The organism is Arenibacter latericius DSM 15913, assembly GCF_000424985.1.
Lineage (GTDB): Bacteria > Bacteroidota > Bacteroidia > Flavobacteriales > Flavobacteriaceae > Arenibacter > Arenibacter latericius.
Genome location: NZ_AUKX01000043.1, coordinates 1 through 14503, shown reverse-complemented (window position 1 = coordinate 14503; position 14503 = coordinate 1). Strand labels below are relative to the sequence as shown.

Sequence of the window (14503 nt, the reverse complement as noted above, 5' to 3'; positions counted from 1 at the left end):
CTTCCCGATAAAAAGTATATGTAGTTTTATAATCTCTAACTATAACGATAAACGCATTGAGTACTAATACAAAAATTTGGCTTTCCTCCCCTCATATGGGCGGCAATGAACAAACGTATGTTAATGAGGCGTTTCAATCTAATTGGATTGCACCATTGGGTCCCAATGTAGATGCCTTTGAAAAGTCTATTGAGAATTTCTTAGGTAATGATCTAAAGGTAGCCGTTCTAAGTTCGGGTACTGCAGCAATACATTTGGCTTTAGAGTTAGTAGGTGTTGTTGCTGGGGATGATGTAATCTGTCAGAGTTTTACATTTGCTGCCTCGGCTAATCCTATTACTTATTTGGGTGCGAGGCCCGTTTTTGTGGATAGTGAAAGAGAAACTTGGAACATCTCCCCTAAATTATTGGAAGAAGCAATCGTTGCTGGACTGGCAAAGGGAAAAAAACCTAAGGCTATAATTGCAGTGCATTTATATGGTATGCCTTATAAGGTATCTGAAATAACAGCAATTGCCGCAAAATTTAATATTCCAATTATAGAAGATAGTGCAGAAGCTTTGGGTAGCACTTATAAGGAAAAGCCTTGTGGAGGACTTGGCGATTTGGGGATTCTGTCATTTAATGGGAATAAGATTATTACCACCTCTGGTGGGGGAGCATTGGTAACAAAGAATATAGAATTAAAAAAGAAGGCGGTTTTCTTGGCAACACAGGCAAGGGATGAAGCTCCACATTACCAACATACCCATGTTGGTTACAATTATAGGATGAGTAATGTGTTAGCTGGTATTGGAAGAGGGCAGATGGAAGTAGTGAATGAACGTGTTAAGGCGCGAAGAGGCAATTTTGACTATTATGTTGAAAAATTGGGGAGGCTAACAGAGATCATATTCTTGGAGGAGCCAATTGGCTTCTATTCCAATAGATGGTTAAGCTGCATTTTGCTTCCTTCCTACGAGATTAGAGAAAAAATAAGAATAGCGCTCTTAGAAGAGAATATAGAATCCAGGCCTTTATGGAAACCGATGCATTTGCAGCCGGTCTTTATGGGCTGCTCTCAATTTGTGGATGGAACTTCGGAGGATCTATTTAATAGGGGACTTTGTCTGCCTAGTGGTTCAAACTTGATAAAGAATGATCTAGATCGAGTTATTGAAGTAATCTTAAAAACATTGGTCGTATGATACAGAACTACCTAACCAATAGAACACCTAAATATTGCTCAAAATGGATTGTTTTGGCAATTGACCTCATACTGACAGGATTAACTTTCGTCTTATCATATCTTGTAAGGTTTAACCTTACTTTAGATTTTGATTTCGAAAAGTTGAAGTTGCAGTTACCTGTAATAGTGACTTTTACACTAGTTGCGTTTTTAATAACTGGTTCTTATAAAGGGGTGGTGAGACATACGGGAGTTAGGGATGTCTATAATATATTTAATGCTATCTGTCTTGCTAGTATTATTACCATCTTTATGATTATTGTAAATAGGGAAGTGGATTTTATGACCAATTTTACTGTTCCTATTTCTATAATCATTATTCATAGCTTGCTTAATTTTATAGCCCTTACAGCTTCTAGATACGTTTTTAAAACCGCTTACTATAACCTGATGAAGGAAATGAAATCTACCAAAAACGTTTTGATATACGGAGCTGGTGAATCTGGTATTCTTACTCAAAATGCATTAAGCAGTCATTATGCAAGTGTCTCTAGGGTAGTAGGTTATATAGATAATGATAGAGAAAAGGCGGGGAAAAATATTAATGGGGTAAGGGTTTATGGACCTGATGTGTTAACAGCAAACTTTATTAAGACCCATAAGATTACAGAGATTATATTTTCTATACAAAATATAGATCACAATCGGCTTCGGAATTTAGTAGGAGATTTAGTAGATCTGCCAGTACAAGTGAAAATAGTGCCCCCAATTGAAAAATGGATTAATGGGGAGCTAAAGGTCTCTCAGATAAAACAAGTCCAAATTGAAGACTTATTAGATAGGGTGCCTATCAATATTGTAAACGAGAGAATTTCTAAGGAATTAAAAAACCAAGTGATTTTAGTTACTGGAGGGGCCGGTTCCATTGGAAGTGAGCTAGTAAGACAGATTGCCAATTATGAATATAAGTCACTAATTATTGTAGATCAGGCAGAATCTGCGCTTTATGACTTACAACAGGAGTTGATCCAAAATGGTTTTCATAATTTTATACATATCGTAGGGGATATAAGAGATAAGAATAGGATGTCTGCCTTGTTCCAGGAATACCGTCCAGATATGGTATTTCATGCCGCCGCCTATAAGCACGTCCCTTTGATGGAATACAATGCTTATGAAGCTATAAAAATAAATGTTGCGGGTACCAAGGTGGTAGTAGACCTTTCATTGGATAATGATGTAAAAAAGTTTATTTTTATTTCTACTGATAAGGCGGTAAACCCTACCAATGTTATGGGGGCTACCAAGAGAATTTCTGAAATGTATATCAGTTGTGCGCAACAAAAAAACAAAACCAAATTTATAACTACTCGTTTTGGAAATGTTTTAGGTTCTAACGGCTCTGTAATCCCCTTGTTTAAGAGACAAATAGAAAAAGGAGGTCCATTAACTGTAACCCATAAAGATATTACTCGTTATTTTATGACTATACCAGAGGCAGCCCAATTGGTATTGGAAGCAGGCGGTATGGGAGAAGGAGGGGAGATCTTTATCTTTGATATGGGAGACTCTGTTAAGATCTTTAATTTGGCTAAAAACATGATTAAACTGTCTGGACTGCGCTACCCCGAAGATATTGATATTAAAATAACAGGGCTAAGACCAGGTGAAAAACTCTACGAGGAGTTGTTAGCTAATGGGGAGAATACCATGCCTACTTATCATAAGAAAATTATGATAAGTAAATCTAGAGTATTTGATTATGAGGAGATAAGAGCTAAAATAAATGAGCTTTGTGTTGCCAATATGTTCTATAATGAGAATATTGTAGTACTTATGAAAGAGATTGTTCCTGAGTACATATCCAGTAATTCCGAACTATGTAAATTGGATAGGAAGAAAAAAGACGGAAAAGAAAATAAATCACCTTCAACCAAGCTATTACATTCCTAAAATTAACTAACGAGAATACCTTTTATTTTAAAATAATTACCAATTAAAATACACTTATATGAAAAAAAGATCTTTTGGTACAATATTCTGCGTACTATGTCTATCCGTTGTTTTTTTATCTTCCTGTTCCTCCAAGAAGAAAGTAGTTTACTTTCAAGATGCAAGTAATTTTGAAACGCTAGTAAATAAACATAGCTTCACTCCAAAATTCAAGGTAGACGACCTTGTTAGGATTAATGTTTCCACTTTGGATCCAGAGGCAAGTACACCTTTTAATTTATTTAGAGGAGCCTCTGAAGGAGGTATTAGAGCAGAGCAAATAGATTACCTAATTGATCAGGACGGGAACATAAATTTCCCTGTATTAGGAAAAGTGAAAATTGCCGGACTTTCTCCAGAAGAGTTAAGAATGCTATTAGCGGACAAATTAACCGACTATTTAAAAGATCCAATAATTAACATCCGTTTAGTGAACTTTAAAGTTACCGTATTAGGAGAAGTGTCAAGACCAGGCACTTATCCTGTGAATGGAGAGCGTATCTCTGTTCTAGAAGCTATTGGTTTGGCCGGAGACCTTACCATTAAAGGAATGAGAGAAAACGTAATGGTGATTCGTGATTTTGATGGTACTAAAGTATATACACGGATAGATTTAACTCAAAAAGAAGCCATGAATTCTCCTGTTTATTACCTTACCCAAAATGATGTGGTGTATATAGAGCCCAATAAATCTGCTATAGCATCCTCAAGTTTAGATATGAGGACCAATATAGCGGTGTCTCTTGCTTCGCTATTAATTACTTCTACCATTCTTTTAATTAGAAATTAAATATTTTAATAATACTATATTCCTGTTGTTTAAATGAGTTCTAACACTGAAATAAATATTCCGGACGCTCCGGATTTAAAAGAGATAGTTAATCAGTATACCAAACATTGGAAATGGTTTGTGATAGCTGTAATTATTGCTCTGGGCATGGCCTTTGTTTATCTTAGATATACCAAGCCTGAGTATGTGGCAGAAGCTAAGATTCAAATTTTAGATGAGAAAAATTCTGGCGCAGGTTTAGGGTTGTTTCAAGATTTGGAGTTGCTATCCGGGTCTAATACTGCTGTAGTAGATGAGATAGAAATAATTAATTCTAGATCTAATTTTATAGAAGTTGTAAAGAAACTAGGACTTAATACAAGGGTAATAGCTCAAGGTAAAATAGTAGAAACGGAATTATATTCTAATCCTCCGGTAAAAGTGAATTTTATTGCGGCAGACTCCATTATTAATAAGGCTAGCTTTGCATTTTATCTAGAATTTTCATCCTCTACTGTTTTTGGGTATAGTCAAGAAGAAAATGAACCAGCCCAACCGATAGCTTTCGGTAAAAACTTTTCGACGCCAATAGGGGATTTAGTAGTTACCCCCAATACTGAAGATTTTGAACGTTTTAAAAACATCAAATTAAAGGTGGTGGTTAACCCTGTGGATGAGGTGGCGCAGTCTTACAGGAATAGGATTAATATTTCTACACATGAGAAGATGTCTAATGTGTTAAATATCTCCTTAAAAGATCCTATCAAGGAAAAAGCGGTTCACATTATTGATGAGCTTATTAAAATTTATAATAAAAATGCCATAGATGATAAACGAGAAATTGCAGATAGAACATCAAACTTTATAGATGACCGAATTGCAGAAATTTATGGGAGTCTATCCTCTGTTGATCAGTCTGCACAAGACTTTAAAACAGATAGAGGCTTAACAGATATAGGAGCAGAAACTAACATAAATTTAAATGTTGGGGTGGCTAACCAACAGGAGCTTTCTGCGATGAGAACGCAACTTAATATTGCCGCTTCTATGAAGGATGTTGTTGAGCAACAAGACAACTTTGAGGTGCTCCCTGGAAATATTGGCTTAAATGATCCTACTATCAACAGCATAACTTCTAAGTATAATGAACTGGTTTTAGAACGAAACAGATTGTTAAAAAGTTCTAATGAAAAAAACCCTGTTATTGTAAATTTAGACCAACAGATAATGGGTTTAAAAAGCAATATGCAGGCTAGTTTAAATAGTACGGTAGATAATTTAGGAATGCGTGTTAGTTCATTAAGTGGACAGCAGGCTGCTTTTAATAGGAAAATTTATTCTTCACCTAAAAATGAGAGGGCTTTAAGGGATATAACAAGACAACAGCAAACTACAGAGCAATTGTACCTCTACTTGCTGCAGAAAAGGGAAGAAGCTCAGATAGCAGTAGCTTCAACCGCACCTAGATCCAAAGTTATAGATTTTGCCCATAACCCTAGTCCATTTCCAATTTCACCTAAGAGAAATATTGTTTATTTAGCATTTCTTATTCTTGGCGGACTTATACCATTTTCTATTATTTATGGGGCTAACCTATTGGATAATAAGGTACATAATATGCATAGCCTGGAAAAGGTTGCTAGGAACGTTCCGATATTGGGAGAATTACCTCGACTTACAAATAAAGATGAAAAAGTTATTGTTAAGGAGGATCGCTCTGTACTAGCCGAATCGTTGCGGATTATTAGGACTAATTTAGATTACCTTATTAAAACCAATCGTCCTTCCGGAGGGAAAAATAATGTGGTCTTTGTTACCTCTAGTGTACCAGGGGAAGGGAAATCTTTTCTTTCTACTAATTTAGCCATGACTATTGCGAGCACAGATAAAAAAGTTCTTTTGTTAGGGGCAGATGTGCGTAACCCTAAATTATTTGAATATTTTACGGGCAGTAGTGCAAATAAAATAGCTCAAAAGAATGCAAAAAATGGTTTGGGACTTACAGACTATTTATATGATGATTCCGTGGAATTAAAGGATATACTTAGTACATTGGAAATATTTAAGGATTCTATGGATGTCATTTATTCTGGTAGAATACCACCTAACCCAGCAGAATTATTGCTAAGTAAACGGATAAAAGAACTTTTTGATTATGTTTCCGAACAATATGATTATGTAATAGTAGACACAGCTCCACTAATGGTGGTAACAGATACCCTATTGATCAGTGGTTACGCCGATCACTTAATTTATGTTTCTAGAGCAGGAACTACTGAGAAAAAGGCAATTCAGTTCCCAATTAAATTACAACAAGATGGTAAGATTAAAGGATTAGCATTTGTAGTTAACTATGTTAAAGAAGCAAATTTAGGCTACGGAGGTAAATATGGGTATGGATATGGAAAACATCATAAGAAATGGTGGAGATTCTAAAGTAGCACTAGCTTAAATCTATTTGTAATTCTCCTAATTTGGTGTCTAGTTGCGTTTGTAAACCTTACAAGTTTGCTTAATAGCGTGCATTAGAAATTAAATTAGGAGATTTTTTTTACTTGCCTTTTAAGTGACATGAGAATGATTTCAGACCTATTTTTAATTTGGTTCTAGTGCTTCTTACTTAGTTGATTAAGGTTTTCATGAGTTGTTTTAATCCATTTTTTTACCACAGCGATGGTTTCTCCTTAAGAAACTTATTGTATTTCGCAACTACGCTAGACACACTTTACCCTTCGCTAGAATGGCTTTAAATGGGCCTTGTGGTTCTCATTTGTGGCTATGTTTGATCTGAATTTCTTATTCGTGTTTTAGTTTTATGAAGTCATAATTATAGGGAGTATTAGTAAGATAAAAACCATTTATGTGTAGGATATGTCCTAGCTCTAATCATACTTGATACGTACATGTATAGGATGTTATTTCACTCTTTTTTTAATGTATAATTAAGAGAAATTAGAACACCATATCCGGTTTATTCTCTTCAATTTTAAGTGCTACTTTTCACCATTAAGAACTCCTGCAGATAAGCTTAAAGGATATAAGTTGAGCAAGGACAAACAAATACTACCTACAATATACGCGAGTGGTAGCTATTATTTTATATCATAAAGAATTAAAAATACTCCTACATGAAGAAGGTTCTTAAGTCCTACAATTCCTTCTTAATTTCATTCATCTATGATTTTTGAACTTGAGCGATTTCATCGATAATTAGGGGTGAAGGTATCTCTCTAGGAATGGTTTCAATTTTGTATTTGGTCGATGAACAATCGAGTTTAAACGAATAAGATTCCGTATTCTTTCTAACGAGTAAGATTGGGGTATTTTTGTTAGAGACCATACCTTGATAAAGGTTTATCACAGGTATAATATCTTACCTAATTATCGGATTACAAATTACACTTTATATAATTGCGCGAACATGAAACATTATTACTCCAAGTCCCTTTCATTTTTAACGTTCTTTTCACTCCTATGGTTGTTTACCATGGGCTTAAACCCGGTTAATGCACAAACGCCAGAGGTCAATTTTATACAGAGTGATCTAGATTTCAATGGAAATGGAAATGCAATGGTAACCACTTCATTAACGTGGGGTCCAGACGGTAGATTGTATTTTGCAGAATATTCTGGAACAATTAAAGTGTTGACTATTGACCGTAACGGCCCTGGTGATTATAAAGTGTTAGATACCGAGGTGATTACTGGTATTAACGGAATTCAAAATCATAATGATGACGGTACCGAACATTCTTCTACTCTCAGGCAAACCACGGGGATAGAGGTTGCTGGGACTGCTGCTAATCCCATTATTTATGTTTCTTCTAGTGACTTTAGGATTGGTGGTGGTTTTAATGGTGGGGCTGGAGATACTGGTCTAGATACTAATTCTGGGGTTATTACAAGGTTTACATGGAATGGGACTTCTTGGGATGTGGTAGATATAGTAAGAGGTTTACCGCGGTCAGAAGAAAATCATGCTACTAACGGGTTAGAATTTGTAACAATAAACGGTTCTGACTTCTTGATAGTTGCACAAGGTGGACATACCAATGCTGGAAGTCCCTCAATTAATTTTAACTATTTAACAGAATATGCGCTTTCTGCTGCTATCTTATCTATAGATCTTACTGCTTTGGAAGCCATGCCCATTTTTAATGACAACGGGCGTAATTATATTTATGATATACCTACTTTGGACGATCCAACTCGTCCTAATGTAAATGGGATTGAAGATCCAGACCATCCAGATTATGATGGTATAGATATCAATGATCCCTTTGGGGGTAATGACGGACTTAACCAGGCTATGATAGTTCCTGGAGGTCCTGTTCAAATATTTTCACCTGGTTATAGAAACTCTTATGATTTAGTAATCACGGAAAGTGGAGCCGTTTATGTAACGGAAAATGGCGCCAATGGTGGATGGGGTGGATTTCCCGAAAACGAGGGGATATTGGGCGACGTAACCAATAACTATGTGCCAGGAGAGCCAGGAAGTAGTACGCCCTCTGGAGGTGAATTGATTAATAACGAGGATCATCTGCATTTAATTACTACAGATATTCAAACTTATGTATTTGGTAGCTATTACGGTGGTCATCCCAACCCTGTGAGGGCTAACCCTGCAGGTGCGGGATTATATACGACACCAAATCCCACTAGTAACGATGATGCAGTTTTTAGGACATTAATTTATGATCCCGATATGTCTAGGCCAGGATCAACAGACGATCCCAGTATTGCACTACCCGCTAACTGGCCTCCTGTGCCTGTCTCTATGGCTAATCCTGTAGAGGGGGATTGGAGAGGGCCTGGGATAGATAATCCTGACGGACCGGACGATGATATAGTTACCATATGGGGGACCAATACCAATGGTATTACAGAATATACAGCGAGTAATTTTGGAGGCGCAATGCAGGGTGATTTATTGGCAGGTACCAATTTTCAACAGTTACGTAGATTGGAACTAAACCCTGATGGAAGTAAGTTGGCCTTAAATCCAAGTTTTGCTTCTAATTTAGGAGGGAATGCATTAGGAGTGGCTGCTAATGGAGATAATGATCCTTTTCCTGGAACTATTTGGGTAGGACTATTTAAGGGTAATGGAGGAAATGAGAATGTAACCTCTAAAATAGTGGTGTTAGAACCTGCAGATCTGGTGAATTGTATTCAGCCAGGACAGCCAGGATACGATCCTCTTGCCGACTATGACGACGATGGATATACTAACCAAGATGAGGTAGATAATGGTACCGATCCATGTAATGGGGGATCGCAACCTAGTGATTTTGATAAAGCTGCTGGACCGCCATATGTTTCAGATCTTAATGATCCCGATGACGATAGTGATGGAATTCCAGATGCAGAGGATCCTTTTCAATTAGGGGACCCCCTTACAACTGGTAGCGATGCTTTTGTAATTCCAATTATCAATGAACTTTTCTCTGATACCGATCTAGGAGGGTATATGGGGCTTGGTTTTACAGGATTAATGAACAACGGGGATCCTAATCCCAATTGGTTAAATTGGATAGATCGTAAAGATGATCCTAATGATCCTAATCCTAATGATATTATGGGTGGAGCGATTGGGGCAATTACCGTTAACATGACTTCAGGGACGGCATATGGCACGTCTAATAATCAAGAAAAAGGATTTCAGTATGGTGTTCAAGTAAATCAGACTACGCCTAAGTTTACTGTAGTTAGTGGGTTTGGGAATTTTAATGATCCCTTACAGTTATATGGGCATACAGGTGCTCCAAATGGTGAACTTGGAATTTTTATCGGAGATGGTTTTCAGAGCGACTATATTAAGATGGTTATCACCAAAAATGGAATTACGGCACTGCAAGAAATTAACGATGTGCCCCAAACTCCTATAAACTTCCCTATTCCTGAAGAAATGCGTCCAAACGGAGTTGTATTCTATTTTGTTGTAGATCCTTCCAATGGCGAGGTGGAATGCCAGTATACTTTAGTAGGTAAACAATCGCGTACCACATTGGGAACTATCACTGCATCAGGCAAAGTGTTAAACGCTATACAAGATCCTTCTATAGATTTAGCTGTAGGTATTACGGGAACGTCTAATGCACAAGGGGTAGAACTACAAGGAACTTGGGATTTTCTAAATGTTTTAGATGCTAATCCATTTGTAGTTAAAGATATTCCAGATTTAAGCAGGATGATAGATACAAACGATGAAATTATAGCATTAGATTCATTTTTCAATGATGATAATGACGCAATTAATCTATCGTATTCTGTAACTAATAATACAAACCCTAACGTAGGTGCAACTATCAACGGGCATGAATTAAACTTGTCTTATCCAAGTACCCCAACGGTAGCCGATATTACTATAAGGGCAACAGATACGGAAGGTAATTTTGTAGAACAGACGTTTACTGTTACCGTTACAGATGCTCCTATAGCCTTGTATAGGGTAAATACAGGTGGTCCAGAAATAGCTGCAGTAGATGGAGGTATTGTTTGGGAAGCCGATACACCTTCTAACCAATCACAATATCTTGTGGAGGCGGGTACTAATAATTCATATTCGTTCCCTGTAAATAGTGGGCCAGACGTGCCATCCACAGTACCAGGGGCAATATTTAATACCGAACGAGCGGATGGTACTCCTGGAACACCAAATATGACCTATTCCTTTCCTGTAAATGATCCAGGGAACTATGAAGTTAGACTTTATATGGGTAATGGTTGGCAAGGAACCTCCGAACCAGGAGAGCGGATTTTTGATGTTTCTATCAATGGGCTTACTTATCCTGCATTGAAAAATATTGATCTATCAGGGACTTATGGTCATCAAATAGGGACTACTATTAGTCACATTGTTCCCGTTAATAACGGTGTTATAGATATCTCATTTATACACGGTATTGAAGAAAACCCTATGGTGAATGGAATTGAAATATTATATGCTTCAAATTCGGAAACACCAATATACGTACATCCGTTAGCAGATCAACAGTCTATTGAAGGAGAGCAAATGATGGCTGATGTTGGCATTACCGCTTATGGAGGTGATGGCAATAAATCTTATTCTGCAGAAGGACTTCCCCCAGGTTTGGTGATAGAACCTTCCAATGGCCAGATCGGTGGTACCGTTGCCTTGGGTGCAGAAGAAAATAGTCCTTATACTGTGACGATAACGGTAGATGATAGTGATGGTTTAACCAATGATGCAGTAACTATATCTTTTCAATGGTTTATCGTTAAAGAAACTATTTACAGAGTTAATGTTGGAGGTGATGAAGTAAATGCAACAGATAGCATGACAGATTGGAAATTTAACAATCAAAATGGAGCCTTTACCTCAGGAACATACTCTGTAAACGCCGGTTTTGCAATAAATTCTAATTTAAATTTTGATAAAAGGGATAGTTCAGTACCGGCTTATATTGATAGCGCAATCTTTAATGAGATTTATAAAAGGGAACGCTATGATGCACCTTCAGCTCCAGAAATGGAATTTAAGTTTCCTTTAGAAAATGGAGATTATGTGGTTAATCTTTATATGGGGAACAGTTATGAAGGGACTAAAGAGGTTGGAGAAAGAGTATTTGATGTCTTGTTGGAAGGGGTAGTGGTAAAAGAAAATCTAGATTTAATAACAGAATTTGGACATTTAACCGCAGGGATGCTTACTTTCCCAGTTACGCTTACCGATGGGGAATTGAATATTCTATTTAATCATAAAGTTGAAAACCCAACATTAAATGCTATAGAGATATTTAAGGTAGATACCAGTAATCCAACCTTAAATTTATCAACTATTACTAACCAATCTACGGATATTAATGAGGTGGTTAACTTCACAGCTTCTGCAACAGGGGGTAACCCAAGTGAAAACAATACGTTTTTTATCTCAGGTCAACCAGACGGTATTAGCATAGATTCTGCAACTGGAGAAATTAGTGGTACCACTACAGCGGCAGCTGCAAGTGGAGGGCCAAATAATAATGGTATTCACCAGGTGGTTGTTACTGTTGCTAAACCAGGTTCTGCACCAGTTAGTCAAGTATTCTCATGGGCTATTGCTTCTACTTGGATTAACAAGAATGAAGACGAGAACTACACAGCAAGACACGAGAGTTCCTTTGTACAAGCAGGAGATAAATTTTATTTAATGGGTGGAAGGGAAAATGCTAAAACAATTGATAGTTATGACTACACCTCAAACACATGGACCTCATTAGTAAATTCTGCTCCGTTTGAATTTAACCACTTCCAAGCTACAGAATACCAAGGGTTAATTTGGGTAATAGGAGCATTTAAAGATAATGCCTTCCCAGCAGAAGCCCCTGCAGAGTATGTTTGGGCATTTGATCCTGCTAAGGAAGAATGGATAGAAGGTCCGCAGATTCCAACAAATAGGAGACGTGGATCAGCAGGACTTGTTATGTACAATAATAAGTTTTATGTAGTGGCAGGTAATACACAAGGACACGACGGTGGCTATGTGCCCTACTTTGATGAGTTTGATCCAGCAACAGGTATATGGACACCTTTGGCTGATGCTCCTAGAGCTAGGGATCACTTTGCTGCGGTAACGATCGGAGATAAAATGTATGTTTCTGGTGGACGTTTATCTGGTGGAGCAGGAGGAGTTTTTGCACCAACAATAGCTGAGGTTGATGTTTATGATTTTGCGAATCAAACTTGGAGCACCCTACCTGCAGGTCAAAATATACCTACTCCAAGAGGAGGCTCTTCTGCCGTTAACTATAATAATAAATTAATGGTAATAGGAGGAGAAAGTGAGACCGCTGGACCTGCACTGACTACTGTGGAAGAATATGACCCAGTTTCTCAGTCATGGAGTGCTCTTCCTGGATTAAACTCACCTAGACATGGTACACAGGCCATTGTATCTGGAAATGGAGTATTTATTTTAGGAGGTTCTCCGGTGCAAGGTGGTGGAAATCAAAAGAATATGGAGTATTATGGGGAAGATGCCCCAGTAGGTGCTCCAAGTGTGGCTAGTGATGTAAACGCTTTAAGTAATTTGATGGTTGCTGATGGAACTACAGAATCTATGGACCTTAGTATTCAGAATGGGAATGTAGGGGTTATAGTAACTTCAATGGAGATAACTGGGCCTAACGCTGCAGATTTCAGTATCGTGTCAGGGAATTTAACCAATCAATTACTGCAGCCAAACAGTAGTCACCCAATAGAGATTTCGCTCTCTGGGACTGGTACTAATAGAAGTGCTGTACTAACCATTAACTATGGTAAAGAATCGTCCTTGATAGTTAATTTAACAAATACACTAATTGCTCCGGAAATTACGGATCCAGGTACCCAAAACAATTTGGAGGGAGATATTGTTTCCTTACAAATAGAGGCTATAGGTGGTTGTACGGAGTTAACCTATAGTGCAACGGGATTACCTGAAGGTTTATCTATAGATCCTAATACCGGGCTTATTTCCGGAACTATTTCCACTAGCGGTTTAGGAGGTGGAATCTATCAAGAAAATAACGGATTAGTTGTCATGGAAATGGAAAACCTAATCTTTGGAGCTAATTGGTCAGAAGAAACTTCCGAGACAGGATTTACGGGGAATGGATATCTAAATAATCAAGTAGATAATTTTAACACTCCTGGTAATGGAACTATCACGACTAAAGTAAATATAACAACACCAGGTGTGTATAGATTCCAATGGCATAATAAGATAGGTACAATAGCACCTTCTAACCCTAATACAGAACATAATGATGCCTGGCTACGCTTCCCCGATGCGGATGACTTTTTTAGTTCAGGAGCTACTACAGGAGTTGAGCCTAAAAAATATCCGGGAGGAAGTGGTAAAACGCCAGTAGTTAATGGTGCTACTTCAGGGGGCTGGTTTAAGGTATATACCAATACAATAGCTTGGAATTGGGATACGCAAACCAGTGATAATGAATTGCAATATGTTTTTGTTCAATTCGATAACCCTGGGGAATATACTATGGAAATATCCTCAAGGTCTGAAGGGCATTTAATTGATCGAGCGACCTTGCATAAGGTAGATCAAAATTATACCACTGCTCAATTGATGGCCGCTCCAGAATCAGTACAGGAATCTAATGGGGCAGCAGATAATAGTCCTTATAACGTTGAGGTTACTGTGTCCGATAATTGTGAACCGTCTGAGTCTACTACTGCGCAATTTGTGTGGAATATTGGCGAAATTGGAAATCAGGCTCCTGTTGCTGTAGCAGAAGCAAATGTTATTTCGGGTGATGCACCTTTAACTGTAGACTTTACAGGAAGTAATTCTACCGATGATGGTGGTATAACTGGATATGAATGGGATTTTAAAGACGGTACAGCTTTAAATACAACCGCAGATCCTACACATATTTTTGAAACAGCTGGAATTTATGAGGTAGAGTTAACAGTTACCGATGGGAACCTTACTAATACAGCTACAATTACCATCACTGTCAATGCTCCAGCTAATCAGGCCCCTGTGGTTACTAGTCCAGGTGTACAAAATAATTCTGAGGGTGATGTAGTTTCCTTACAGATAACTGCTACTGATCCAGATG

General features: G+C 37.6%; 5 protein-coding genes. All 5 read left to right on the top strand.

Annotated elements, in window-relative coordinates; all coding sequences use genetic code 11:
• Nucleotides 1–95 precede the first annotated feature (95 nt).
• Nucleotides 96–1187 (top strand): DegT/DnrJ/EryC1/StrS family aminotransferase, encoded by a 1092-nt coding sequence (locus H344_RS0113180; protein WP_034256618.1) that lies wholly within the window; start codon nucleotides 96–98, stop codon nucleotides 1185–1187.
• Nucleotides 1184–3121: a polysaccharide biosynthesis protein gene (locus H344_RS0113175; protein ID WP_026810755.1), complete on the top strand. Its 1938-nt coding sequence runs from the start codon at nucleotides 1184–1186 to the stop codon at nucleotides 3119–3121. Before H344_RS0113180 ends, H344_RS0113175 begins: the two co-directional genes overlap by 4 nt.
• Before the next feature lie 58 nt (nucleotides 3122–3179).
• On the top strand, nucleotides 3180–3950 hold the full coding sequence (locus H344_RS0113170; RefSeq protein WP_026810754.1) for a polysaccharide biosynthesis/export family protein: 771 nt from the start codon (nucleotides 3180–3182) through the stop codon (nucleotides 3948–3950).
• 33 nt (nucleotides 3951–3983) lie between these two features.
• Nucleotides 3984–6365: a GumC family protein gene (locus H344_RS0113165; protein WP_051254313.1), complete on the top strand. Its 2382-nt coding sequence runs from the start codon at nucleotides 3984–3986 to the stop codon at nucleotides 6363–6365.
• Between the two features lie 985 nt (nucleotides 6366–7350).
• A partial coding sequence (locus tag H344_RS0113160) for a malectin domain-containing carbohydrate-binding protein (protein WP_026810752.1) occupies nucleotides 7351–14503 on the top strand: 7153 nt, incomplete at its 3' end.

Coding starts and splice junctions, on each gene's coding strand:
- H344_RS0113175 (WP_026810755.1), top strand. CDS start 1,184: ATGATACAGAACTACCTAACCAATAGAACACCTAAATATTGCTCAAAA.
- H344_RS0113165 (WP_051254313.1), top strand. CDS start 3,984: ATGAGTTCTAACACTGAAATAAATATTCCGGACGCTCCGGATTTAAAA.
- H344_RS0113170 (WP_026810754.1), top strand. CDS start 3,180: ATGAAAAAAAGATCTTTTGGTACAATATTCTGCGTACTATGTCTATCC.
- H344_RS0113180 (WP_034256618.1), top strand. CDS start 96: ATGGGCGGCAATGAACAAACGTATGTTAATGAGGCGTTTCAATCTAAT.